This is a genomic window from Prevotella sp. P5-92, assembly GCF_002251245.1.
Taxonomy (GTDB): Bacteria; Bacteroidota; Bacteroidia; order Bacteroidales; family Bacteroidaceae; genus Prevotella.
On the sequence record NZ_NPJG01000074.1, the window covers coordinates 1 to 26,553 of the forward strand.

At 50.2% G+C, this 26,553-nt stretch carries 22 protein-coding genes and 1 other RNA gene; 13 read left to right on the forward strand and 10 right to left on the reverse strand.

The annotated features are described in order from the left end of the window. The first annotated feature begins 149 nt into the window (after positions 1 to 149). The 6 genes from CIK99_RS07550 (at position 150) to CIK99_RS07575 (ending at position 4,606) form a co-directional block, all read left to right on the forward strand. On the forward strand, positions 150 to 554 hold the full coding sequence (locus CIK99_RS07550; protein WP_094380926.1) for a DUF5675 family protein: 405 nt from the start codon (positions 150 to 152) through the stop codon (positions 552 to 554). A gap of 25 nt (positions 555 to 579) precedes the next feature. Further along, complete coding sequence (locus CIK99_RS07555; RefSeq protein WP_094380927.1) at positions 580 to 864, forward strand: hypothetical protein; 285 nt, start codon at positions 580 to 582, stop codon at positions 862 to 864. Between the two features lie 45 nt (positions 865 to 909). Beyond that, complete coding sequence (locus CIK99_RS07560) at positions 910 to 2,448, forward strand: hypothetical protein (protein ID WP_094380928.1); 1,539 nt, start codon at positions 910 to 912, stop codon at positions 2,446 to 2,448. After that, on the forward strand, positions 2,423 to 3,388 hold the full coding sequence (locus CIK99_RS07565) for a CHC2 zinc finger domain-containing protein (protein WP_094380929.1): 966 nt from the start codon (positions 2,423 to 2,425) through the stop codon (positions 3,386 to 3,388). The genes CIK99_RS07560 and CIK99_RS07565 overlap by 26 nt, the downstream gene beginning before the upstream one ends. A 137-nt stretch (positions 3,389 to 3,525) precedes the next feature. After that, positions 3,526 to 3,903 (forward strand): CidA/LrgA family protein, encoded by a 378-nt coding sequence (locus tag CIK99_RS07570; RefSeq protein WP_094380930.1) that lies wholly within the window; start codon positions 3,526 to 3,528, stop codon positions 3,901 to 3,903. 4 nt (positions 3,904 to 3,907) lie between these two features. Further along, a complete protein-coding gene (locus CIK99_RS07575; protein ID WP_094380931.1) occupies positions 3,908 to 4,606 on the forward strand; it encodes an LrgB family protein in 699 nt (232 codons plus the stop codon). Positions 4,607 to 4,806: 200 nt separating this feature from the next. On the opposite strand, the gene CIK99_RS07580 is transcribed toward CIK99_RS07575, so the two are convergent. Further along, positions 4,807 to 5,025: a hypothetical protein gene (locus CIK99_RS07580; RefSeq protein WP_094380961.1), complete on the reverse strand. Its 219-nt coding sequence runs from the start codon at positions 5,023 to 5,025 to the stop codon at positions 4,807 to 4,809. Between the two features lie 129 nt (positions 5,026 to 5,154). Between CIK99_RS07580 and CIK99_RS16050 the strand changes: the two genes are divergently transcribed. Beyond that, a complete protein-coding gene (locus tag CIK99_RS16050) occupies positions 5,155 to 5,325 on the forward strand; it encodes an LrgB family protein (protein ID WP_371591000.1) in 171 nt (56 codons plus the stop codon). Between the two features lie 406 nt (positions 5,326 to 5,731). After that, on the forward strand, positions 5,732 to 7,759 hold the full coding sequence (locus CIK99_RS07585; protein WP_094380932.1) for an LruC domain-containing protein: 2,028 nt from the start codon (positions 5,732 to 5,734) through the stop codon (positions 7,757 to 7,759). 197 nt (positions 7,760 to 7,956) lie between these two features. On the opposite strand, the gene ssrA is transcribed toward CIK99_RS07585, so the two are convergent. From ssrA to CIK99_RS07600, 3 genes are all read right to left on the reverse strand, one after another. Beyond that, positions 7,957 to 8,358, reverse strand: a transfer-messenger RNA (tmRNA) gene (gene ssrA / locus CIK99_RS07590). A 117-nt stretch (positions 8,359 to 8,475) separates the two neighbouring features. Continuing rightward, on the reverse strand, positions 8,476 to 9,207 hold the full coding sequence (gene mtgA / locus CIK99_RS07595; RefSeq protein ID WP_094380933.1) for a monofunctional biosynthetic peptidoglycan transglycosylase: 732 nt from the start codon (positions 9,205 to 9,207) through the stop codon (positions 8,476 to 8,478). Positions 9,208 to 9,232: 25 nt separating this feature from the next. Continuing rightward, a complete protein-coding gene (locus tag CIK99_RS07600; RefSeq protein ID WP_094380934.1) occupies positions 9,233 to 9,931 on the reverse strand; it encodes an OmpA family protein in 699 nt (232 codons plus the stop codon). A 240-nt stretch (positions 9,932 to 10,171) separates the two neighbouring features. Here CIK99_RS07600 and proS point away from each other — a divergent pair, with 240 nt between their 5' ends. The 3 genes from proS to CIK99_RS07615 all read left to right on the forward strand — a co-directional run bounded on the left by proS (position 10,172) and on the right by CIK99_RS07615 (position 15,484). Next, positions 10,172 to 11,653 (forward strand): proline--tRNA ligase, encoded by a 1,482-nt coding sequence (gene proS, locus CIK99_RS07605; protein WP_094380935.1) that lies wholly within the window; start codon positions 10,172 to 10,174, stop codon positions 11,651 to 11,653. 123 nt (positions 11,654 to 11,776) lie between these two features. Then, positions 11,777 to 14,593: a two-component regulator propeller domain-containing protein gene (locus CIK99_RS07610; protein ID WP_094380936.1), complete on the forward strand. Its 2,817-nt coding sequence runs from the start codon at positions 11,777 to 11,779 to the stop codon at positions 14,591 to 14,593. A 282-nt stretch (positions 14,594 to 14,875) separates the two neighbouring features. Next, entirely contained in the window at positions 14,876 to 15,484 is a 609-nt protein-coding gene (locus CIK99_RS07615) for a riboflavin synthase (protein ID WP_094380937.1), read from the forward strand. A gap of 54 nt (positions 15,485 to 15,538) precedes the next feature. Here CIK99_RS07615 and CIK99_RS07620 read toward each other — a convergent pair whose 3' ends face one another. The 3 genes from CIK99_RS07620 to CIK99_RS07630 all read right to left on the reverse strand — a co-directional run bounded on the left by CIK99_RS07620 (position 15,539) and on the right by CIK99_RS07630 (position 19,009). Next, positions 15,539 to 16,300 carry a ZIP family metal transporter gene (locus CIK99_RS07620; RefSeq protein WP_094380938.1) on the reverse strand — a complete coding sequence of 254 codons (762 nt, stop codon included), beginning with the start codon at positions 16,298 to 16,300 and terminating at the stop codon, positions 15,539 to 15,541. Positions 16,301 to 16,339: 39 nt separating this feature from the next. Then, entirely contained in the window at positions 16,340 to 16,942 is a 603-nt protein-coding gene (locus CIK99_RS07625) for an HAD family phosphatase (protein WP_094380939.1), read from the reverse strand. 366 nt (positions 16,943 to 17,308) lie between these two features. Further along, positions 17,309 to 19,009: a DUF5597 domain-containing protein gene (locus CIK99_RS07630; RefSeq protein ID WP_094380940.1), complete on the reverse strand. Its 1,701-nt coding sequence runs from the start codon at positions 19,007 to 19,009 to the stop codon at positions 17,309 to 17,311. Positions 19,010 to 19,296: 287 nt separating this feature from the next. Here CIK99_RS07630 and CIK99_RS07635 point away from each other — a divergent pair, with 287 nt between their 5' ends. Then, positions 19,297 to 21,336 carry an ATP-binding protein gene (locus tag CIK99_RS07635; protein ID WP_094380941.1) on the forward strand — a complete coding sequence of 680 codons (2,040 nt, stop codon included), beginning with the start codon at positions 19,297 to 19,299 and terminating at the stop codon, positions 21,334 to 21,336. Positions 21,337 to 21,452: 116 nt separating this feature from the next. Here CIK99_RS07635 and thrS read toward each other — a convergent pair whose 3' ends face one another. The 3 genes from thrS to CIK99_RS07650 all read right to left on the reverse strand — a co-directional run bounded on the left by thrS (position 21,453) and on the right by CIK99_RS07650 (position 25,475). Continuing rightward, entirely contained in the window at positions 21,453 to 23,396 is a 1,944-nt protein-coding gene (thrS, locus tag CIK99_RS07640) for a threonine--tRNA ligase (RefSeq protein WP_094380942.1), read from the reverse strand. A 174-nt stretch (positions 23,397 to 23,570) separates the two neighbouring features. Continuing rightward, entirely contained in the window at positions 23,571 to 24,515 is a 945-nt protein-coding gene (locus tag CIK99_RS07645; protein ID WP_094380943.1) for a phosphoribosylaminoimidazolesuccinocarboxamide synthase, read from the reverse strand. Between the two features lie 3 nt (positions 24,516 to 24,518). After that, positions 24,519 to 25,475, reverse strand: a complete 957-nt coding sequence (locus CIK99_RS07650; protein WP_094380944.1) for a PhoH family protein — start codon at positions 25,473 to 25,475, stop codon at positions 24,519 to 24,521. A 170-nt stretch (positions 25,476 to 25,645) separates the two neighbouring features. Between CIK99_RS07650 and CIK99_RS14930 the strand changes: the two genes are divergently transcribed. Continuing rightward, positions 25,646 to 26,491 (forward strand): DUF5715 family protein, encoded by an 846-nt coding sequence (locus CIK99_RS14930; RefSeq protein ID WP_216822795.1) that lies wholly within the window; start codon positions 25,646 to 25,648, stop codon positions 26,489 to 26,491. Positions 26,492 to 26,553 lie beyond the last annotated feature (62 nt).

Consider the following 26,553-nt stretch of genomic DNA (forward strand, 5'->3'; position numbering starts at 1 on the left):
GCTTTATGGGGTAAGGGGATTTTGTGTCTGCGACATTTCTGTTGTGCAAGAAATATGTACAATAAAATGAATTTTGTCGCTTTGCAAGCAAAATCCCACTAAACCCTATAGGTTGCGGATTTGAGGTAATATAAAAAAAATAGAATGATATGAAAACACTCACGTTGACAAGAATAGCGAAACGAGCTGATTACACTATCGGCAGACTGGAGGACGAGAATGGGGTAAAGATATGCGACACGCTGGAACCCACATGGCGTGACTTCAAGGGTGGTGAACTGAAGGTGCCGCGAAAATCGGCCGTGCCTGAGGGCACTTATCCCGTGGTGGTGACAAAGTCGAAGAAGTTTGGCAAGTATCTGCCTCTGCTCGTTGGAGTGCCTGGATTTGAGGGTATTAGGATTCACTCGGGGAACACGGCCAACGATACCGAAGGATGTATTCTCGTGGGACAAAACCTGATAAAAGGAAAGGTGCTGCTGAGCAGGCTCACCCTTGAGAAACTAATGAGACTAATAGAGAATGAAAAAAGAATTTTCTTGACGATAAAGTAACATTTTTAAAAAACACATTTCGAATATGAAGAATATTTTTAGAGTAGTAAACCAGAGCGCTGTGGTAAACATACAGCGACAGGACGGCACACAGACGCAGAAATGCCAGTTAGTGATGCAGGAGATGGGTGGAAAGTATGAGAACTGCTTCGTGGCTACGCTCCTCGGAAATCTCGCACAGATGAAGCTTGCGCAGAATGACCTGGTGTATGCAGTGTTAAGGTTCACGGCGCGTGACTATAATGGGCAGACATACATGGACTGCATGGTGCAGGACATTGTGAAACTAACCGAGGGCTCCATCTTCTGAATAGGGACGACGACAATGTAATAATAATGTAAAGACAGACGGATTATGAACCATACAAAAAACAGTAAGGAGATGACACAAAACGAAATGCCAATATTGTTTTCTGAAGAGGCGGGGGCGCAAGGCCTTGCCTCTCAGGAGACTGAACAAGGAAATGACGCCGACAAGGCGACGGCTAACGACGGGCTGTCAGAGCCAGAGGACACGGAAGAGGAAGAGACGGTGAAGAGACCGTTGTACCCGCTGCCAAGGGACTCAGACCTGCCTCCCGTGATACGCGAGCTGATACAGATAGCTCCGGAGGCGTTTAAGCAACCTACGTTTTTCGCTGCTGCCACATGCTTGGCTTGTCTCGCAACAAGGGTGAGGGTGTATTACATCTTCGACGGCATGAACGAGCACGCACTGCTGCTGCAGACGGTGATAATGGGCGAACAGAGCTCGGGAAAGTCGTTTGCACGAAACAATGTGGAGAGAATAATAATGACGAGGATGAAGGAACGCGACGACCAGCAGAGACGCCAGGAACAGGCTTACCGCGAGATGAAGATGACGGCACCGAAAAACGAAAAACTGCCCGAACCACCTCATACGGTGATAAGGACCTGCCCCGTGTCGATATCGATAGCGCAGCTAATAAAACGTGCCGACGCGCCGATGCGATACTACGGAACTCCGATGACGTTGTGGACGTTTACCGACGAGCTGAGCACGGCCGTGGAGAGCAACAAAAGGGCGTTCTCGAACATCAAGTCGATAGCTCGCACAAGCTACGACCTGCATGGCGAATATGGTGTGGACTACCTCTCAGACAACTCGTACTCGGCCACGGTGGATATACTGCAGTGCTCGCTTTACCTCTCTACACCCAACGCCTTGGACAAGTATGCCGACAAGGACTTTGTAGAGGGGGGTGGCGTGACACGCACCATACTCGTGCCTCTGAACGACAACCTCGGCGAGGAAGCTCCCGTCTTCAAGATCCTCACCGACAAGCAGAGGGAGGTGATCAACCGCATACTTGACTTGATGGACAAGGACGTGTATGGAGAGGGGAATGACCAGGTGATGCCTGAGATGTTTATCGACATGAGCTGGCTGGACAAGACCGTGACGGACTGGTGTAGAGACCAAAACAAGCTGGTGCTGCGCTCGGGCAGCAGGGCTCATAACACGTTCTACAAACGCTCGTCGGTGTCGGCCTTCCGCATTGCCACACTATGCGCCTACCTCTACGGACTGGAGTGCGGGACGAAGGAGCTGCCTAACGGATTGAAACGACGCGTGAAACGCATCTATCTCTTCGCCGCACAGTATATACTCGACCAGATGCTGGGGAAATGGGGAAAGAAATATAACGACCTGATGCAAAACCGAGTGGCTGGCGACAGCAATGTGAGGCTGCCGGTGTTCGACCAGCTGTCAGGCACCTTCACTACCGACCAGCTCAAAGAACTCCTTACACGTAACGAACTGACGACTTCTGCCAAGGTGTTCCTCTCGAAGTGGAAGGCCAAGGGATGGATAATGAAAGTGAGTAAAGACGTATATAAAAAGAATGAAAAAGATGATTCCACAATGTGACATTCAAAGGCTCCGCGACATTCCAATACGGGACGTGGCGGAGCGTCTCGGTCTTAATCCAGGAAGGGGCAAGTGCAGATGCCCGTTTCACGACGACAAACATCCGTCGCTGACGCTCAACAAGGCGCGAAATTCATACCATTGTTTCGTGTGTGGGGCTAAGGGCGGAGGACCCATCGACCTCGTGATGGGGTGTCTGAACAAGTCGTTTGTTGACGCCTGCCGATGGCTTGCCGACGAGAACAACGTGATAATAGCCCAACAACACCGGCAGAGGGCGCAGGCGACCGACAGCATGGTGACGACCGACGTGGTGCATCTGAACAGGTTGATGGAGAAAAAGGTGCTCAACGACGACGCACGACGCTTTCTCTTCGACGAGAGAAAGATAAGCCGCGAGGTGGTGGAAAGGGTGGGGATAAGCAGTATCAGCAGTCCTGTGCCCATGAGCCGAAACGTGAACGGGGGATGGTTTATCGCTCCCTCGCTGCTCATACCTTACACCGACATCGACGGCAACCTGCTGAGTGTGCAGGCGAGGTATTTGGGAGGGGAGAAGGGCAAACCGAGGTTTCTGTTTCCGAGGGGAAGCCGCTGCGGGATTTTTAACCTGCAGGTGCTGAGGGATCTGGAAGACAACGAACCGATATTCATTACCGAGGGGACGACAGACTGTCTCGCCATGCTCTCGGCTGGACATAAGGCTATAGCCATACCGAGCGCGACGATGCTGAAACAGGACGACGTGGCTCTGCTGAGACGGTTTAGGTCGTTTCATACCAACTGTCATATCTGTCCCGACTGCGACCGTCCCGGCGAATGTCTCTATCTCGACCTAAAGGCCGTCTTCCCCAGTTTAGTGAGGCACCAGTTGCCCGCGGGATTTAAGGACTACGGCGAGTACTGGAAGGAGATGGGACATAAAAGGTTAACTTGTTAACGGTTAACTGGCAACTTTTTCTTTGCACAAATCAAGAAATGGGCACTGTTGAGATAATTCAAACTTGAATATTGTATTGTTTGCGAAAGATTCTATACCTTTGCACTCATCAATATAGACACAGTTTTCAGGATTATATGGTAAGACAATGTTTTATTCTATTCGGTTGCCTGGCTTTGGGCGAACTGATAGTAAGGTTGACGGGGGTGAAGCTGCCGGCGAGTATCGTCGGCATGCTGATACTTACGCTTTTGTTGAAACTGAAGGTCATCAAACTGGAATGGGTGCGTGGCCTAACGGATTTTCTCATAGCCAATCTCGGCTTTTTCTTCGTGCCGCCAGGAGTGGCACTAATGCTCTATTTCGACTTGATAAAGGCTGAAATAGTTCCTATCGCCTTGGCAACACTTTTGAGCACCATCATCGTACTGCTTATCACTGGTCAGACTCATCAAGCAGTGAGCAAGGGAGAAAACAAAGTGCGTGAGAAAATACAAATAAAGAAACATAAATGACATTATGAAAGAGATTATCAGCAACGAATATTTTATGCTCGCCCTTACCTTCGGCGTGTTTTATGCAGCCAAGACCATACAACGACGTCTTGGTTGGGTGCTTTTCAATCCCATACTTGTAGCTATAGCTATCATTATAGCCTTTCTTCTTGTGATGGACATACCCTACGAGACTTATCATGACGGAGCGAAGTTGATAGAGTTCTGGCTTAAGCCCGCAGTTGTAGCCCTTGGGGTGCCTCTCTATCTTCAGCTCTCATCTATCAAACGCCAGTTCTTGCCTATATTGGCTTCGCAGATGATGGGATGTATCGCGGGTATAGTGAGTGTGGTGATAATAGCCAAGGTGCTCGGTGCAAGCGACTCTGTTATCATGTCGCTCGCAAGCAAGTCGGTCACCACTCCCATTGCCATGGAAGTGACACAGGTGCTGGGCGGAATACCATCGCTCACTGCTGCCATTGTGGTGATAACAGGTCTCATTGGTGCCATCATTGGTTTCAAGACGCTTTCTGTAGGTCATGTCCATAATCCCATGGCTCGCGGTCTGTCCATGGGAGCCGCCTCACATGCTCTCGGAACATCTGCCGCCATGGACCGCGACCAGTTTGTGGGTGCATACGCCAGTCTTGGTCTTACCCTCAATGGCATCCTTACCGCCCTTCTCACTCCTACAGTTATAGAAGTAATCAATACGTTTTAATGCAAAATGTCTAAATCTTTTATTCCTTAATTACAAGAAATAGTAAAATCTTGCACAGATAAATACAGAACCAACAAAGCATGACAAACAGTCAGCAAAGATTAAAATATTTATACTTTGCCGACATTAGATTTAATTTGCTTCTTGAAGGAATACACTGAACGAGGCAATTTGTGTCCAATACGATTTTACTCATACTGTTATCTTAGATATGTGCGTAAATCTTTGCCTCGTATTTCGTCCAACTTATTTTGATCGAGGATGCCTGCATCCCAAAGGCTATCCATTTTCGTGTCTATTTTATTAGACAGATAGTCAGCCAATACAGTTTTTATTTCTGCAAGTCTGTTTTCATCCCCATCGTATGCGAACATCCTCAATAAATGTTGTTGTACCGGATTGAATACTGTCGCTTCCATAATATATTTCTTTAATAAATTACACATTTTGCGCTGCAAAGTTACGATTTCTTTTCCAAACCGCCAAATGTTTTTGGGAAATAATATGCAGTTTATGATAAGATAAATAATTATTTTGAGTATTATCTTATACTACACTTTCTTCTCTCCGTAGAGTTAAGTCACTCGCAAGCAAGTCGGTCACCACTTCCCATTGCCATGGAAGTGACACAGGTGCTGGACGGAATACCATCGCTCACTGCTGCCATTGTGGTAATCACAGATCAGTTCACTCTCGGGTCAATGTACCTGTCCCCATGATTCTGTTCTTCTAGAGTCATTATTTCTTTTCCACCTTGTCGAGATGCAGCAGGTCATAGCCTTTAATTTGGGGGTTGCGCTCTCCCTCGGTAGTCCTCCGTGCGCAGTTAAGTCATTGTTATATGAAAGTTTGTTTATCCAATGGCTTTCGGAAGAATGAAGAATGAAATGCAAAAAAAAAATAAAAATTAGGCAATAATTATACAACTTATGAAATTATTGCCTAATTTTGCATCCGAAAACATGGGAGCTGTAACAGGCTGTTTAAAACACTAGTTGTGCAAACGATTGTGCAGAATATTCAGTTTGTTTTAATACTCTTTGTTGCTACATAAATGAAAATGAAGTAAATTTGCAGCGAAAAAAAATAACGTATTAGGTTGAACCAATAAAAATATTAGTAATTATGCGTTTCCAACATTTAACCATCGCATCAGTCGCTATCCTGCTTGCTGGATGTTCATCCAACTTAGGCGACTACATTGCTCCGGAACCAGAAAAGCCGGAGGTGGTTGAGAAGGAGTACAACACATTCAACTTCTCAACAGAGAACTCACAGTCTTACGTCAACTTGTCGTACAATACAGGCGTGAAGACCAACATCTACTTTGAACTTTTTGACGAAGAGCCAGGAGAATGGGCTGACAACGGTAAATACTATAAGAAAGAGGGCATATTGCCTATCTATTCGGGATTCACCGACGAGAACGGACAGTTTAAGTCAAATATCTCTCTGCCCTCATACGTGTCTAAGCTCTATGCCTACACACCGTATTTCATCGCCACCCCTATACTTGAGACAACCATGGAGGGCAACACCGCCACATTCGTTGACAACAAGGAGTATTCCACCCGCGCTCTGACAAGGGGGGCAACTGGAGGCGAAAAGAGCTATATGGTTTGCCCTACAAACGAGATACCTAATAATCTCAGTAGCTATGCCTCGGAAAAGCGTTGGTATGACAGCGACGTGGATTATGACGCAAACGGACGCCTCAGTGAATTATTCAAGGGGGAGAAAAATCTTCCACTTATCCCTCAGGACAAACTGGATAATTATTTGAAGACCCACCTCGCTGTATTCCCTGTTGACAGGTCTTCGTTCCCTGAGGATTATATAAAGCAGGCAGATATCACCATCACCAAACCAGCTGAAGTTGCTGTGACAATCATTGGCGGAAACACATGTTGGAACAGCAGTATGGGTTACTACTATTATCCAGAAGGACAGAAGCCCGCATCGTTGGACGAGGCAAATGTTATCCTTCTCTTCCCAAACACTCAGAATGGAACATACGCCGGCTCGGCTTCTTCTGCCGGTGTGAGCAATGGTGACTGCGTAAAACTGAAGTACTATCCCAATATCGCCAACAACGGTGACAAAAGCGGTGCTACAGACATATTCCCCGCAAACTATCGCATAGGATTCGTTCTTGCTGCAAATGCATGGTCGAAAAGATTTGGCAATTGGACACACGACAGAAAGCAGCGTTCCGCCACATCTGCCGACATGAGCAAGGATATTAACGGCAAGGCATACAGCAAGCCAATGAGTGCTGTGTATAACATCGACGGACAGGTGCTTGTGTCATTCGAGGATGACAACAACTACGACCACAATTACAGCGACCTCGTGATGACATTCCAGACCAACCCAGTGGATGCCCCTGGAGAGACTCCTGATCCTAAGTACGAATTCAGAAAAACAACAGAGAACGTTGGTTTCTATATCTTCGAGGACCAGTGGCCTTCGAAGGGTGACTACGATTTGAACGATGTCATCTTCAATGCAACATACACAAAGGTATATTCCACTACCAACAATGCCATCTATGAAGAGGGTTACACCTTCAAGACCTACACCAATGCCGCCAAGGCTGAGAAACTCAAGAGCGGAGTGGCAGTGAAGGTTGAGGGATTGCAAGCCACCGACCAGATTGAGTTCTTCGTAAAGAAACCAGGTAAAACAGAGTTCACAGCTGCCAACTTCGAGCGTGACACAAGGAACAACATCATCTATCTGACCGACAACGCAAAGAGCAATATTGGCACTGAGTATATGTTCAACGTGAAGCACGACGAGGCTCTTGGTGCGCTTAAGGATAAGAAGGTGAAAATCAAACCGTTCATCTATCGTGACGTGGATGGCAAGCGACTTGAGATACACATCGCTCAGGAAGCTCCTACAAAAGTGGCAGAAAGGTCATTCTTCGGTACAGAGGATGATGCTTCGCAGCCCGACAAGAACATCTACTATGTGCGCAGCGGAAACTATCCATTCGGAATCTTCCTCGATGGTGCCACAGAGAGCGACATGACGAAGTTGTTTGACGCTGCCAATGAGACAAGAGCTATCGACGAAGACGAAGTATATCCAAAGTACAAGTCATGGGTAGAAAACAAAGGTAAACAGTACAAGGATTGGTATAAGTAATTAATACTTATATTATTAATAATGCCATACAACCTGTTATTATGGGTTGTATGGCGTAAGTTCAACATAGAACTGCAATTTTTTTGTAGATGAGAATAAATAATCTAATACCAGAAAACACCGAGGGATTTGGGGGAGCGATGCCCTTAAAACAAAAAAAAATAACCCACTGGAAATCAGTGAGTTATTTAAAATAATTGTGGAGCTGGAGGGAGTCGAACCCTCGTCCAAACAGGGAAACCATACGCTTTCTACATGCTTATTCCAGCCTTTGGTTTTCGAGCGCCGACAAGACCTGGACCACCAATCGTCGCCTTATCCTCTAAGATTTCATCAGCCGCACGAGGCTACGGCAGACTATTTCCGATTTTCCTGCACCGCTTGACCAGCCTGATTCGGAACAACATCCAGCTGAGCGATGTCTCGTCCTGTCACCTTGTGACGGGATAAAGCCAGTAATCTACTGTACTTCGATTAGGCAGCGAGAGCGTAGTTGTTTTCGCCAATTAAATTCTTGTCCACTATGATTATGGAGTTAGCCGACGAGACTCCGCATGCTTACGTACCATTTCTGCCCGCTGTCAAATCCAGTCAACCCCATGGTAACGTATGTTTGGGCTGCAAAGTTATGAAAAATGAGCGAACGATGCAAGACACTGCACGTTAATTTTTCTTAACCGCGCCTATTCTCCGGTCTATTTTGCCTATTTTGACGCTTATTTGCCTTTAGACGGTTTGTCCTCCCCTTCCTTCGGGAATACGGGTATGTGTCGCATCTCGCGCATGATGCGTGTCTGCCGTTTAAGCATATAGGCCGATGGTGCTGCAGAGTTGAACTTGCGCGGATTGGGCAGTGTGGCGGCTATCAGGGCGCACTGGGCTCGCGTGAGGTCTTTGGCCTCGCAGTCGAAGTGGTATTCTGCCACGGCGTCAGCTCCATAGATGCCGTCGCCCATCTCTATCGAGTTGAGATAGACCTCCATGATTCTCTGCTTGCTCCACATCAGTTCGATGAGACTGGTGAAATACGCCTCAAGGCCTTTTCTCACCCACGTGCGTCCTGGCCAGAGGAAGACGTTCTTGGCGGTCTGCTGTGAGATGGTGCTGGCACCGAGACGGGGTTTGTCTTTCTGTTTGTTGCGCTTGGCGGCATACTCGATGGCCTTGAAGTCGAAGCCGTGATGATCCATGAAGCGCTGGTCCTCGCTTGCCATGACAGCCACGGGGAGCGATGGGGAGATCTGTTCGAGCGGCACCCAGTGGTGGTGCATCTTGAGTTGCTTGCCGTCGCCCGCCTGCTGTGCCAGACGTATGAACATCAGCGGAGTGAAATACACGGGCACGAAACGTAGCGCCACAACAGCAAGAATGGTGGAGCCGAAGAAGGCTACCACCACCCATTGTATTATAGACTTTACTCTTCCCAGAAGGAATTTAGTCACTATCATTGCTAACAGAAAAAATGTTGGAGTATTAGTTGAGAGTTCCGTTTTCTGCAGCCTTGATCATGTCCTCGCTGGCGTACATGTAGATCTCCACGCGACGGTTCTGTGCCTTGCCGGCAGCAGTAGAGTTGTCGGCTACGGGGTTCTCCTCGCCAAAACCATCCACGCTCTTGATCTGTGATGATGAAACGCCGAGGTTCTTCAGGTATGTAGATACAGACACTGCACGGTCGAGCGAGAGGGCTTTGTTCTTCTCTACGCTCTGAGCTGGTGTAGAGTTCTTCCAGCCGGCATTGTCGGTATAGCCCTGGATGGCCACGTCGCAGGCGGCGTTGTTCTTCAGCACCTGAGAGAACTGCTGGAGCGAGTTCTTGGCAGAAGCGGCGAGAGTTGACGAGCCGGTGGTGAAGAGGATACCAGAGTCGAAGGTGACCTTCACTGCCTGGAGGCCGTTAGCGTCGGTAACAGACTCCACCTGTGCGTTTTTCACAGCCTCAGCCTCAGCCTTAGCCTTGTCCATCTTCTTGCCGATGAGTGCGCCAGCGCCAGCGCCTACAGCACCGCCCACAGCAGCTCCGACGGCAGTGTTGCCGGCGATCTTGCCTACTATTGCGCCGAGCAGAGCTCCGCCACCGGTACCGATGAGAGCACCTTTCTGAGTGTTGTTACATCCTGCCATGATGATTCCGAGGCAAAGAGCGAACGAGAATGTCTTGATTTTTTTCATGTTTACTACTATAAATTTAATTTGTTAATGATTTTTTCGCATTTGTATAAAGATACAACTGATTTCGGGGTGCAAAGTTAGTAAGAAAATCTGATTTGGCGAAAAAAAAGCCCCATCTTTTTTTGTTTTTTTGAATTATAAACGCACAAAAGAGAAATAATTGTCGATAAACACGCTCGATTAAATATTTTTTTTGTACCTTTGCACCATAGAAATATACATTTAACAGCAAAACAAAAAATGGCTAAAGAATTAAAGGATTTGACAAAGAGGGCCGACAACTACAGTCAGTGGTATAATGACCTCGTGGTGAAGGCCGACCTGGCAGAACAGTCTGCCGTCAGAGGCTGCATGGTGATAAAGCCATACGGCTACGCTATCTGGGAGAAGATGCAACGTCAGCTCGACGCAATGTTTAAGGAGACTGGTGTGCAGAACGCTTATTTCCCCATGCTCATCCCGAAGTCGTTCCTGTCGAGGGAGGCAGAACACGTGGAGGGCTTTGCCAAGGAGTGTGCCGTGGTGACACACTACAGGCTCAAGGCTAAGGAAGACAAGAGTGGTGTGGAGGTTGACCCCAACGCAAAGCTCGAGGAAGAGCTCATCATACGACCCACTTCTGAGACCATAATATGGAACACCTACAAGAACTGGATACAGTCGTGGCGCGACCTGCCACTGATGTGCAACCAGTGGTGTAACGTCATGCGCTGGGAGATGCGCACCCGCCCTTTCCTGCGCACAAGCGAGTTCCTCTGGCAGGAGGGACACACTGCCCACGCCACACGCGAGGAGGCCGAGGCCGAGGCACAGAAGATGCTGCACGTCTATGCCGACTTTGCCGAGAAATGGATGGCAGTGCCAGTGCTACAGGGCGTGAAGAGCGAGACCGAGCGTTTTGCCGGTGCCCTCGACACATACACCATCGAGGCGATGATGCAGGACGGCAAGGCGCTGCAGAGCGGCACAAGCCACTTCCTCGGACAGAACTTCGCCAAGGCCTTCGACGTGACTTATCTCAACAAGGAGAACAAGCCCGAGTATGTATGGGCCACCTCGTGGGGCGTGTCAACACGACTCATCGGCGCCCTCATCATGACCCACTCTGACGACAACGGACTCGTGCTTCCTCCACGTCTGGCTCCTATCCAGGTGGTGATCATTCCTATCTCGAAGGGCGGCGAGCAGCTGCAGGCCATCGACGCAAAGGTGCAGCCCATAGTAGATGCACTGAAGCAGAAGGGCATCAGCGTGAAGTACGACAACGCCGAGAACAAGCGTCCGGGATTCAAGTTTGCCGACTACGAGCTCAAGGGCGTGCCAGTGCGCCTCGTCTTGGGAGCACGCGACCTGGAGAACGGCACCATCGAGGTGATGCGTCGCGACACACTCGAGAAAGAGACCGTCGCCCTCGAAGGCATTGCCGACTACGTGGAGAATCTCCTCGACACCATACAGGACAACATCTTCGAGAAGGCACGCAAATACCGCGACGAGCGAGTGTATGAGTGCGACAACTACGAGGAGTTCAAGGAGAAGATCAAAGACGGCGGCTTCTTCCTCTGCCACTGGGACGGCACTGCCGAGACCGAGGCCAAGATAAAGGAAGAGACACAGGCCACCATACGCTGCGTCCCCTTCGCCTACGAGCAGACTCCGGGCGTAGATATGGTCAGCGGAAAGCCCGCTAAATGCAGGGTGATCATAGCAAGAAGCTATTAAAGCTAAACAAATAATGAAGAGGTTAGCAGGCAGGGCTGCACTACCCCGCCCGTCTAACCTCTTCACACTCTACCCCACCCCCACCTCTCACTCCTATCACACACACACATCCTACATCCCCCTATGAAACAATACCTACGATACATAATCAAAAATACAGTACTTGCGCTCGCCGTGACTCTCGCCAGCTCACTGCCAGCCGAAGCCCAGCAGATAAGGGCAGCCCTCTCGCACTACTCCACCGACGACGGACTGTGCTCAAATGCCGTGTCAGTCATTCAGCAAGACGGATACGGATATATCTGGGTGGCCACATGGAACGGCCTGTCGCGTTTCGACGGGTTCTCGTTCTACAATTACAAGACGGGCGGACAAAGCCGCGTACCCCTACTCCACAACCGCATCCTCGACATGAAGATTGACGGTATGCAGAACGTATGGATGAGGATGTACGACAACCGCGTCTTCGTGCTGCAACGCTCCACCGACCGCATCATCAACCCCTTCAAAGACGTGTCGGGATACAAAGAGCTGCGCTCGTCGCACAAGCTCACAGCCACACACAACGGCGACATCCTCATCATCATGGACGGCGTGGGCATCTACCGCATGCACAGCACCCGCGACAGCATATCGAAACGACTCATCTCTACCGAAAAATATAATGTCACCTCGATCGTCGAGGGATATAAGGACGACATGTGGGTGGGCACCAACAAAGGCATACACCAGCTCAACACCAGCAACGAACAGATAGACAACGTGGGCATAATGGAAAACGAGAGCATCACCTGCATGTTCTCTAACGGATACAACATCTATGCCGGAACAGAGTCGGGAAAGGTGGTGGAATGTGCCTACGGCGAAGACCCAAACATACTGCTCGACACCGGTGTGTCGCTGCGCACCATATACAAAGACTCTAACGGACATCTGTGGTTTGCCACCGACAAGCAGGGCATCTCGCGACTCGACGCCACGACAGGACTGATAAAAGACTACCAACAGGTGGTCACCGTGCCAGAATACGACCAGCACACAGCCATGGTGACAGAGATAGGCGGACGCATCTGGGTGAACATGAACCACGGAGGCTTCGGCTACTACAACCGCGAGACCGACGAGATAGAGTATTTCCACAACAACCCACTCAACACCTGGGAACTGTCTAACACCCTCACCTCGTTTCTCGCCCTGCAGGAGGGAGTGATATGGGAGGCTACAAGCCGAAAGGGACTCGACAAACTCGAGATACTGAAAAAGACCATACGCCACTTCCCGTTCTTCGAGACCGGAGGCGACCAGAGCATCAACGAGACCCGAGCATTGTATCACGACGCAAAGCGCAAAATAACCATCATGGGCAACAAAAAGGGATGCCTGAAAATTACCGACGGATTCAACCACCATTATATCAACGACGTGGGCGGAACGGGCGACTTCGGACGCGTCTATGGCATCGACCGCGACAGCAAGGGCAACTACTGGATCAGCACCAAGGGAACAGGACTGATACGCATGACGCCTACGGCCAACGGCTACCAGTACAAGCGCTACCGCACGATAGCTAACCACCCCATGTGGCTCAACAACGAAAACGTCTATTGCACCGTGGAAGACAAGCAAGGCAACATCTGGATTGCCACCTACGGAGGCGGTGTCAACATCCTCACGAAAGACGCTAAGGGACGGGAGGTGATCGTCAACTGCAACAACTCCATACGCCACTACCCTAACAACGAATACCAGAAGGTGCGCACCCTCGCACTCGACAAGCGGGGACGCGTGTGGGCTGGCACCACCGACGGTATCATCATCATGTGGAAAAACGGCAACCGCATCAACTTCCAACGCGTGGAAGACAACGAAGAGGTGGAATACAACCTCAACAGCAAGGACATCATTGTGCTGAAATGCGACAGCAAAGGCACCATGTGGGTGGGCACTAACGGAGGCGGACTAAGCCACTGCCTGAACACCGACGCCAACGAAGACTACCACTTCGAGACCCTCGGCAGCGCAGAGGGATTACCGTCAGAAGAGATAAAGAGCATCACGTTCGAGAAAAACGACAACCTATGGTTTGCCACCGACCACGTGCTCTGCTCCTACGACAAGAAACGGAAGGTGCTCAGCACATACACCATACAAGACGGCGTTGACGACTGCATCTGCTCTGAAGGCGCCGCCATCACCACAGCAAGGGGAAACATCATCTTCGGCACGCAAAAGGGATACTACGTCGTAGATAAGAAGAAACTCACCGGCGCAGGAGGCTTATTCCTCAAACTGCAACTCACCGACTTCTACTACAACGACGAACTGCAGTCGCCACGCTTATCCGACAAGTTCAGCCACTACGTCCCCGACTCGAAAGAGGTGCGCATGCCCGACCACTCGTGCCGGTTCGCGTTCCGCTTCGCCTCGCTCAACTACCAGCTGCAGCACCGCGTCCACTACCAGTACCTCCTCGAAGGCTACGACTCGCACTGGCAGACGGCTACAAAGGAGCGTATGGCCACCTACGAAAACATACCTACGGGCACTTACAAGTTCAGGGTGAGGGCGTCGCTCATCGAGTCGCCCGAGAAATTCGACGAGAGGGTCATCACCGTCGTCATCCCGCCTACATTCCTCCTGTCAACCTCAGCCATCTGGATCTACATCGTCCTCGTGGTACTGGGCGGCGTGGCTTACCTGCTGTGGAAACAGAAGCGACTGGCTGAAGAATTAGACGCCAATGGCCACAACACTGCTGACAGAAATGACAACGGCAATGCATCAGCTGCAGACGGCGACGCATCAGCTGCAGACGGCAACGCATCAGCTGCAGACGGCGACGGCGCTGCCCAAGAGACGGGAGCCGCCGACGACGACGTGATCGTCATAGATGCCGACGACATAATAGTAGTGGAAGACGAAGATGCAAATAAAAGCTAAAAAATAAAGCTTTTCTTGCATGATTAAGATAATATGCGTAACTTTGCATTAGAAAAAAGACATAGGACCGTGTTTGAAAGATAAGGATACTCATCAAATAATTCAGAAAACCCGGACTTACTTCCTTTGCCAATGGCGGGCCACATTCGAAAGATAGCCGTCAGGCCGGTGGATTACAAAAGCAAGGAGGAGTCCAAACCTTATTCAATAAGGAGTTTTCATCATCTTCGAATGCGGTCCTTCTTTTTTTTACACCTTATTTATATATAGACAACGACAATCATGTTTTCTGGAATAATTGAAGAATTTGCAACCGTCAGAGCCGTGACGCACGACAGAGACAATATCGACCTCACGCTCACATGCTCGTTTGTAGGCGAGCTGAAGATAGACCAAAGCGTAGCCCACAACGGCGTATGCCTCACCGTAGTGAAGATTGAAGGCGACGAATATGTGGTGACCGCCATGAAGGAAACCCTCGACCGAAGCAACCTCGGACTGCTCAAGCCGGGCGACAAGGTGAACGTGGAGCGATCGATGATCATGAACGGAAGGCTCGACGGACATATAGTGCAAGGACATGTCGATCAGACTGCCGTTTGCACGGAGGTCACCGACGCCAATGGCAGCAAGTATTTCACTTTCAAATACGACTTCGACAAGACAATGGCAAGCAGGGGATACTTCACCGTAGATAAGGGCAGCGTCACCGTCAACGGCGTGTCGCTGACGGTATGCAACCCCACGCTCGACTCGTTCCAGGTGGCCATCATCCCCTATACCTTCGAGCACACCAACTTCCGCGACATCACAGTGGGAACGAAGGTGAACATCGAGTTCGACATCCTTGGCAAGTATATAGCAAGACTAAGGGAGTGCTCTGAGGCATAACGACTTGCGTCAACCTCTTTCAGCACAGAAGGAGAAAAAACGGGTGTCCCCCATTTATTCAATACATTTCTCTATCAGGAGCAAGGTCAAGAAGCCTAAAAGCAAGGCGTAAGTAGCTTGCTTCTGGTAGCCATGGGCATGCGTCTCGGGGATCATCTCGTCGCTGGTCACGTAGAGCATGGCTCCACCGGCAAAGCTGAGCATGACGGGCAGCAGCACCTCTGACACCGCACCTAAGGCAAAGCCTATCCACACGCCCACCACCTCGAGCAAGCCTATGCCCATGGAGATGACGAAGGTGCGCAACGGCTTCACTCCGGCCATGATGAGAGGCGCGATGATGACCATTCCCTCTGGCACGTTCTGCAGGGCAATGCCAAGGCTCACGGTCCAGCCGCCCGAGTCGAAGTCGCTCATGCTCACTCCAGCCGCTATGCCTTCGGGTAGCTTATGTATGGCTATGGCCATCACGAAGAGGAGCACGTTGTTGAGCTTTGCATTATGGTGATGTTCCGTCTCGCCGAGACCAGTGATATGGTGCAGATGGGGCGTGACGTAGTCGAGCACGTTAAGAAACAACGCTCCCGCCATCATTCCCAACGATATCACCCACCAGCTCATTCCCATCTCAGACATTCCCATCTCGAAAGCGGGCACTATCAGTCCGAGGGTTGATGCCGCAAGCATTATTCCGGCACAATAACCCAGTATCATGTCGTTCCATTTGTGTGGCAACTCCTTGATAAAGAATCCTATCACACTGCCTATCACTGTTGCACCGCACAGTCCGGCGGCACTTATCCATACCTGTGTCATATCAAAATATTTGTTCTTTTATGTTTTCAGAAGCAGATCCTAAGATAAGAAACGTCGTCTCAGCTCTTCCTCATACTGCTTGGCATCGACAAAGACGATGCCGTCCATGCCCATGCGTCTCGCTCCTTCGATATTTTCCTCGCGGTCGTCGGTAAACACACATTCTGACGGCTCGAGACCATATCTGTCAAACAGCCTTTGGTAGATCTCCGGCTCGGGCTTCACCACCTTCTCCTCCGACGATATCACCCATCCGTCAAGCAGCGTGAAGATGTCAAACTGGCTGATGGTGATGTGCACCTTACTGCACCAGTTGGTCAGGCCATAGAGCTTGTAGCCCTCAGCCTTCAGACGCCTGAGCAGGTCGCCCATGCCGTCTATCTCCTTCGTCACCAGTTCAGGATATCGCTCTATGAAGAAGCGTATCTCCTTCTCGTATTCCTTGTTTTCGTTCACTATGTCCTCCATGATTTCGTCAAACGGACGTTCCTCACGGTCGAGGAGGAGCTGAAGCCTTTCGTTATATATCACAGGTGTAAAAGCCTTACACCTCTCAGCGTCGGGGATATACTTCGAGAAAAACGACACGAAGTCGTAATCCACCAGCACTTTTCCAAAATCGAATATCAGATTCTTAATCATGCTGCAAAGGTAGTCAAAATATGTCAATCGTCCAAACTGAAGGGAAGTTTTTCTTGAAGCAGGACGTGTTTTGGAAGTTTGGAGAGTTAAAAATGTTAATTTCCTTGGAAAAACTTGAAAAAGCGCCTACCTTTGCAGCAGATTTACATATGCATGTAAATTTATAAGAAATATTAATGGTTAATTAAGGGTGGCTCGTGATGAGTCGCCCTTTTGTTTTTTTCTTCCAATCTGCTCTCATGCTTCCCATTACTACCGAAAACTGAGTTAGTATCTATAGAATTACTACAGAAAGCTGAGTTAGTATCGATACAATTACTACCGAAAACTGAGTTAGTATCGATACAATTACTACAGAAAGCTGAGTTAGTATCGATACAACTTGAAGTGTTGAATCTCAAACAGACCGGCGGGAATACGCACGTGGCGGCCCTGGTGTGTCTGGTCGCCATTGAGGCGTCTGAAGGGTTTGAGTGCTCCCCGTTCGATGTTCACCGCCTCACACAGTGCGAGTCCGATGCATGGGTCGCCTTTCTTCCATGTCTTCCCGGACTTAGCGTCGGTATAGGTCACCACCACTCCGCTACCTATCACGAGATAGTCGGCCTTGCCGAGTCTCAGTATGATGCATGCCGCTTCGGGCCACACCTCTTCCTTGGCTCCCGGCTCCCATCCTAACGAGTAGCTGTGTCGCACGGTGAGGCGGATGCCGTCGGGAGTGACTATGTCTTGTTCTCTCTCTTCGTTGGTCAGCAGCACGCCCTCCATGTCGGCGGTATTCTGTCGTGCCACGATGAGCGGTTCGGCTTGTCGCAACAGACGGTAGCAGGCGGCGAGGGGCGAGAGGTCGGCGGTCTTTGCCGAGAAGGCGTTGAGCTGGTCGTCCTTAGACAGGTCTATATTCTTCCAGTCGTCGCCCTTGGCATTGGAGTAGAGCGGATAGTCCTCGATGCTGAACGGACAGAAGCCCATGGCGTCGTGATGTCCGAAGGCGTAGAGCGCATACATGGCGTCCTTGTCTTCGAGTCTTATCTCGGGCACGAAGAGCGGGTTGTTAGCCAAGTGATATTTTGCCACCCAGTCCTTATATCCCTTGTCGTAGATGTCCACCCCGAGCACGTCGATGGCTGGCGCTGCAGCATGCCAGATGTCGATGAGATGAGCCAATGGTCCGCCCGAGGGATATTCGCCGGGCTTTCGTCCGCGACTGTTCAGCGCCACGTTGACATACATCGGTATATCGTAAATAGCGCGTCCGGCAGCGGCAATCTGCTGTGTGTAAGTGGCATAGGTCCATGTCTGGAAGATCTCTTCGCCATAGATGTCGTCGCCAAACACCTCGCTCCATGTCTTCCGTCCACCGTCGTGGCGGTAGCGTTGCGCCATATAGGGGTGAAGGGTCTTCTTGTGTTTGTCGAGATAGTCGGTCAGCGACTTTGGGACGGCCGAGCGGTAGAGCTTGGTGGCGTCAGGAGCATAGTCGCGTGGCACGTTCACCATGCCTATCTCGTTTTCCACCTGTACCATCACTACGGTCTCTTCCTTGTCGTTGTCGCGCAGGTATTCCATTATCTTGCAGAACGCCTTCTTGTCGGCTTCAAGCACGTTGTCGCTCAGCGAGCTGGCCTCTTCCACGGGTTTGCCTTCGTGTGTCATGGCTCTCGGGAATCGTTTTGTGTCGCGTTTAAACCATTCCGGAGCATAGCAGCTCATGGAGTTTTTCCATGCGCCAAACCATAGCAGCACGAGTTTCATGTTGTGACGTCGGGCTTCGTTGAGGAGATGGTCGAGCGTGGTCATGTCGAAACGGCCTTCCTCTGGTTCGATGAGTTCCCACGACACTGGCGCGAGCACGGTGTTCAGTCCGAGGCGTTCGAGATGTGTGAAGTGTCGTGACACGTCGTCGAGTGTCGAAGCCGACGAGTTTCCCATCTCTCCTCCTATCATGAGCATGGGTCTGTTGTTTGCCACGATATGCGCAGCGCTCCCCACCCTCTCTAACTTTGGTTGAGCCGAGAGCGATGAAGAAAATGCTGACAATAAAAGCAATGTTGTTAGTTTGTTCATAATTGTTTTTTCCGATTTTATTTGTTTGTTCCTTTTATCTTTTGCCGAGATGCAGCTTATCTTTTGCCGAGATGCAGCTCATCTTCTGCCGAGATTCACTTATCTTTTGCCGAGATGCAGCTTATCTTTTGCCGAGATGCAGCTTATCTTCTGCAAAGATACTACTTTTTTAGAAAATGAATGAAAAATGGCATAAAAAAGCATATTTTTTATGTTAGTTTCAAAAAAATATCGTATCTTTGCATCGCATAGCAGGCTTATCTCTCCTGCAACGAGATAAAACGAATATGAAAAACAATACTATCAGAAATAGCATTTATCAAAGGACTATATCCAATGCCCTGGAACGCATCCAACACACAGACGACATCGAGGAGGCCTTCAGCGACGTACTACACGACGTGCTGAACTACTTCAACGCCGGACGTGTCTCTATCATGGCCTCAGACCACCGCAACAACGACCTGCAGTTTTGCGTCTTCGAGGTGGTGGCAGAGGGAATCACATCGTCGATGACCGGACGCGAGGAGTGCTTTCCGAAACACAGATGGTGGTATGACAAGCTGGAGAGGGATGAGTGTGTGGTGGTGGACGACATCGAGACAATGACATGGGACGACCCCACGGCACGACAGCTGCTCGAAAGCCTCAACGTGAGGTCGCATCTCGGCGTACCCATCAAAAGCAACAAGGTAGCTATGGGATTCCTCGCCATCGACATCATCGACCGGCCATACCACTGGACAGACGAAGACCTGCTATGGATAAAAGACCTCTCCAATCTGCTGATGCTATGGCGACGCCTGCAACTGAAACGGGAGAATATCGCCCTCGAACGCAACAAACTGCATAAGGTGCTGACCGATATGCCTATAGGCCTTTGCCTCTACGACACAACGGGATACATTTCCTTTGCCAACGACAAGGCACTGAAGATGTTTGGCGTGAAGTCGATAGACGAAGCACGACAGTTCAACCTCTTCAAAAGCACACTGCTGAGCGACGACGAGAAACGGCGCATCAGGGAGGAGGAGATGGTGGACGCATCGTTCACCTACAAGTACGGACAGCTGCCTTTCATGCAACAAATGGCTGACGACGACAAACGACACAAGGTGATAAGTATCATGGCGAGATACAGCAAGATTTACGACAACGATGGCATGCTGAAGTCGTATCTCGTGGCTTATATCGACAAGACTCACGAACTAAACAACGCGATGAGAATACGCGAACTCGACGAGATAATATCCATGACCGCCGACTTCGCACAGTTAGGGTATGCTCGCATCAACGCGGTGACTAACACTGGCTATGCCACCCGACAGTGGTATAAGAACAACAACATGAACATGCACGGTGCAAAGAGCAACATCTCCGACTTCACCAAACAGCTACATCCCGACGACCGCAAGCTAAGCCAAGACTATCGCAATGCCGCCCTATACGGACTGCAACGCACGTTTAACCATAGGGTCAGAGTGAGAAAAGACGAGGAAGGAAAGGAATGGGACTGGCTGCAGGTGTATTCAGTGGTGACGAGATACGAACCACAAGAGGGATGCGTGGAGATAAGCACCATCACGCAGAACGTCAGCCGACAGGTGGAACTGGAACAGAACCTCGTAGCGGCAAAGGAAAAGGCTGAGGAGACTGACAAACTGAAGTCGGCTTTCCTCGCAAACATGAGTCACGAAATACGTACTCCGCTGAACGCCATCGTAGGCTTCTCGCAACTGCTCTGCCAAGACGGATGGGACCACGACGAACGGACAGACATGATGAGGGTGGTGAACGAAAACAACGAACTGCTGCTGCAGATCATCTCCGACATCCTCGACTTGGCTAAGCTGGAGTCGGGCACGATGACATTCGAGGACAAGACGACCGACGCCACATACACTTGCCACTCTGTAGCACAGTCTATAAAGATGAGGGTGAAGGAAGGCGTGGAGATCGTTCTCGACTGCGAAGCTGAGAAATGCGAGATAGTGTGCGACTCTAACCGCCTGAAACAGGTGCTTATCAACTTCGGCACCAATGCGGCGAAGTTCACTTCCCATGGCTCTATCACCATTGGCTACTCATGCCCTACGGCTGACAGAATACGCTTCTTTGTCGCCGACACTGGCGTCGGCATCGAACCGGAAAAGAGACAGAAGATCTTCAATCGCTTCGTCAAACTCAACAGCTTCGTGCAAGGCACTGGCTTGGGGTTGCAGATAAGCAAGGAGTTGGTGACACGCATGGGTGGCGTGATAGGCGTGGATAGCGAGGTAGGAAAAGGCTCCACGTTCTGGTTTGAGATTCCAAAGAAAAAGGGATAATAAAAATGTTGACAAGAAAACAAGTTGGCAAATTCGCCAACTTGTTTACTCGCCAACTCGTCAACTTGTCAACTCGTTTACTTGTCAACTCGTCAACTATTCTACATCGAAAGAGCTTAGAACTCTTTCGTCATTTCTGCTACTTGGTCGTTGATAAACTTCGCAAAGTCTTCCATAGACATGATCGACTGTTCGCCGCCGCCCTGTGGACGTACGGCCACGGTGCCGTCTGCCTGTTCCTTCTCACCCACGATGAGCATGTATGGAATGCGCTTCAGCTCGTTGTCGCGCACCTTACGGCCAATCTTCTCGTTGCGGGCGTCGATGGTGGCACGCACGCCAACGGTATCGAAATACTTAGCCACCTTGGCGGCATAGTCGTTATACTTCTCTGAGATAGGAAGGATGGCTACCTGGTCAGGGGTGAGCCAGAGTGGGAAATGACCGCTGGTATGCTCGATGAGCACAGCCACGAAACGCTCGAGCGAACCGAACGGAGCACGGTGTATCATCACCGGCGTCTTCTTCGTGTTGTCCTCGTCGGTATATTCGAGCTTGAAACGCTTAGGAAGGTTGTAGTCCACCTGGATGGTGCCCAACTGCCAACGACGGCCAATGGCGTCTTTGATCATGAAGTCGAGCTTCGGGCCGTAGAAAGCGGCCTCGCCATATTCTACCTTGGCGTTGAGACCCTTCTCTTGACATGCCTCCACGATGGCTGCCTCTGAGCGTGCCCAGTCTTCGTCGCTACCCACGTATTTCTCTGTGTCGTTAGGGTCGCGGAGAGAGATCTGTGCCTCGAAGTTGAAGCCGAAGGCCTTGAGCACGATATTGATGATGTCCATCACGTTGAGGAACTCCTGCTTCACCTGGTCGGGACGGCAGAAGAGATGGGCGTCGTCCTGAGTGAACGAACGCACACGGGTGAGGCCGTGGAGCTCGCCGCTCTGCTCATAGCGATATACCGTACCGAACTCTGCGATACGCAGTGGCAGGTCTTTATACGAACGTGGCTTCCATGCGAAAATCTCGCAGTGGTGAGGACAGTTCATCGGTTTGAGCATGTATTCCTCGTCCTCCTCGGGAGTATGGATAGGCTGGAACGAGTCCTTGCCATAGTGTGCGTAGTGACCTGAGGTGACATAGAGGTTTTTCGAGCCTATATGCGGGGTGATCACTTCCTGGTATCCAAAACGCTTCTGCACCTTGCGCAGATGGTCCATGAGGCGAAGGCGAAGCTCGGTGCCCTTCGGCAGCCAGATTGGCAGACCCTTGCCCACCTTGTCTGAGAACATGAAGAGCTCCATATCCTTGCCTATCTTTCGGTGGTCGCGCTTCTTTGCCTCTTCAATCATGACGAGATACTCGTCGAGCATCTTCTTCTTGGGGAATGTGATGCCATAAAGACGCTGCATCTGCTCGCGGGTGGCATCGCCACGCCAGAAAGCACCGGCCACATTGGTGAGCTTGATAGCCTTGATGGCACCAGTGTTGAGCAAGTGCGGACCCTTACAGAGGTCGGTAAACGCACCCTGTGTATAGGTGGTGATAGTGCCGTCCTCAAGATCCTGGTCTATGTGTTCGCACTTGTAGGTCTGTCCGGCTGCGCCAAACTCCTTCAGCGCGTCGGCCTTCGACACCTCTTTGCGTACCACGGGCTCTTTCTTACCGGCAAGCTCTTTCATCTTTGCCTCAATCTTAGGGAAGTCGGCCTCTTTTATCGACTCGCCATCCTTGAGCAGCACGTCGTAGAAGAATCCGTTCTCGATGGCTGGTCCAAAGCCGAACTGGATGCCAGGATACAACTCCTGCAGTGCCTCGGCAAGGAGGTGGGCTGATGTGTGCCAGAAGGCGTGCTTGCCTTCTTCGTCGTCCCATTTGTAAAGCTGCACTTTCGAGTCTTCATTAATAGGGCGATTGAGTTCAACGGTCTCACCATTCACTCCGCAAGCAATGACGTCGCGTGCCAAAGCCGGTGAGATGCTTTCGGCAATCTGGAGTCCTGTGACGCCCTGTTCGTATTCGCGAACAGATCCGTCGGGAAAAGTTATTTTTATCATATCTACAATATATGTTTAGTGTTCTTTTTTCTTTGTTGACAACTATACGAGTTTTTCCATCCAATACAAACAACTCGTCAACTCGTCAACTGAACAGAATCAACTCGTCAACTTGTCAACTGAACAGAATCAACTCGTCAACTTGTCAATTCGTTAACTCGTCAACTTGTCAACTCATTTTTTCAGATATTCCGACACGTTTTTCTCTATACGTGAAGCGATATCTCCTTCTACCTCAGCCTTGTTAAACTTCTCACCGGTGATATGCTCATAGAGTTCAATGTAGCGCTCGCTCACGCTCTCAGCATATTCGTCGGTGATCTCTGGCATCTGCTGTCCGGGCTCGTTCATGAAGTTGTGCTCTATAAGCCACTGGCGCACAAACTCTTTCGAGAGCTGGCGCTGTGCCTCGCCCTTCTCAAATCTCTCTTCATAGCCTTCAGCGTAGAAGTAGCGGCTGGAGTCTGGTGTGTGTATTTCGTCGATGAGATATACCTTGCCGTCACGCTTGCCAAACTCATACTTGGTATCTACAAGGATAAGGCCACGCTTTGCTGCAATCTCCTGTCCGCGGGCGAAAAGACGGCGTGTGTAGTCTTCCATCACGGCATAGTCCTCTGCGCTGACGAGACCCTGGGCAATGATCTCTTCCTTTGAGATGTTCAGGTCGTGACCTTCATCGGCCTTGGTCGTCGGGGTGATGATGGGTTCTGGGAAACGCTCGTTCTCGCGCATTCCTTCAGGCAGAGCTACGCCACATATCTCGCGGCATCCTTTCTGATAGTCGCGCCATGCCGAACCGGTGAGATAACCGCGGATGATCATCTCCACACGGAAGCCCTCGCACTTCAGACCCACTGTCACCATCGGGTCGGGAGTGGCGAGTTTCCAGTTAGGACAAATGTCGCTCGTAGCATCGAGAAACTTTGCCGCTATCTGGTTGAGCACCTGTCCCTTGAATGGGATTCCCTTTGGCAAGATGACGTCAAAGGCTGAGATGCGGTCTGTTGCGACCATCACCATGACGTCGTCGTTGATGTTGTACACGTCGCGTACCTTTCCGTGGTAAACGCTTTTCTGTCCTTCGAAATTGAATTCTGTCTTTGTTAACGTTTTCATATCTTATGTATTTATTTTCATTACCTCTTTGTCATGTCTCTCAAACGCATTGACGATACGCGTCACGAGCTTGTGTCTCACAATGTCCTTTCTCGTCAGCTCCACCACTCCTATACCTTCTATTCCGGTGAGGATGCCGAGGGCTTCTTTCAGACCACTCTTCTGTTCCCTCGGAAGGTCTATCTGTGTCATGTCGCCGGTGATGATCATCTTCGTGTTCCAACCCATGCGGGTGAGAAACATTCGTATCTGGGCACAGGTGGTGTTTTGAGCCTCGTCGAGAATCACCACAGCGTCGCTCAGCGTGCGTCCTCTCATGAATGCCAACGGGGCTATCTGGATGACGTGCTTCTCCATCATCTCCTGCAGCTTGGCCTGTGGCAACATATCCTCAAGAGCATCGTAGAGTGGTTGGAGATATGGGTCTATCTTGTCTTTCATGTCGCCGGGGAGGAAGCCGAGCTTCTCGCCTGCTTCCACTGCCGGACGGCTGAGTATAATCTTCTTTATGGTCTTTTCCTTCAATGCCTTCACGGCAAGGGCTATGCTCAGATAGGTCTTTCCCGTGCCTGCCGGTCCTACGGCAAAAACCATGTCGTTGTTGTTAAAGGCATTTACGAGTTGTAGCTGGTTTTCAGTACGTGGCTTCACGGGCCGTCCTGCCATGCTGTAGAGGAGCACTCCCTCGGGCAGCTCGTCCTTGGTGCGTTTCCCCTTCACTATGTCGAGAATGTCTTCCTCTTTTAGCGAGTTGAATTTCAGTACATGCTTTCTCAGCATCTCTATATTGTCTTCAAAGGCACACATCTGTTCCTCGTCGCCAAGAACCTTGACGACATTTCCACGTGCCACTATCCTCAACTTAGGATACAATGCCTTTATCATCTGCAAGTGGACATTGTTTGCACCGTAGAAAATCACGGGGTCTATGTCCTCAAGTACTATATGTTTCTCTGTCAATTTCTACTTTTTTATATATGTTTTATGTCAATTACTATCTCCTTCCAGATATGTTTTTATGTCAATTTCTATCTCTTTTTAAAATTCACGTGCAAAATTACAGAAACTTTTTCAATAAAGTGCTCTAATTACGATGTTTTTTTGTAATTTTGCACAAAAAAGTAGCATCAATGAAAAAGAACACATATATTAAGGGCTTTTTTGCCATCGTAGCAGTGCTCGCAGCAGTTAGATTCGGATTTAAGATCGGCGGCAACGACATCGGGGCCGACAGCCCTTCCGAAACCACTACCGCATCTACAGTATCTCCGGACAATCCGGAAAACCCGGAAAACCCGGAAAACCCGGACAATCCGGGAAACCCGGACAACCCGGACAACCCGGACAACCCGGACAACCCGGACAACCCGGCCCTCCCGAGAAACCCGCTCCCCTCAACCACCACTCCCCACCCCATTTACAGCGTCCCCTCTTTCAAGAACACATTTCCCGACATGAACGACGTGCAGATGGCGGCTGCCACCAAGCATGGCGTGTCGCCTGTGAAAAACCGCGAGGAGGCGGAAAAGAGGATGAAAGAGCTGGTGTATGTGGGAGCCAGTCCATATTTCCATATCGACAAGCTCAATAGCAGCATTCCTTATCTCGTGCCAAAGGCGGCATTGCTGCTCCACGACATCGGGGCGGCTTTTTTCGACAGCCTCTATGTCAAGGGCATACCGCTACATAAGATCATCGTAACGAGCGTGATGCGCACAAAAGACGACGTGGTGAAACTCCGCAACCGCAACCAAAACGCCACCGAAAACAGCTGCCATCTCTATGGCACCACCATCGATGTGTGCTACAACCGCTATATGACAATAGAAGACCCCGAAGGTCCCCGACGACGCGCCGTAAGAAACGACACTCTCAAATGGGTTCTCTCCGAGGTTCTACGCGACTTCCGTCAGGATAATCGCTGCCTTATTAAATATGAGGTGAAGCAAGGTTGCTTCCATATGACCGTCAAGTGATAGTTGACAACAAAACAATTAGTTTGTCTTCGAGCTCTCAAACTCGTCAGCTCAAGCTCGTC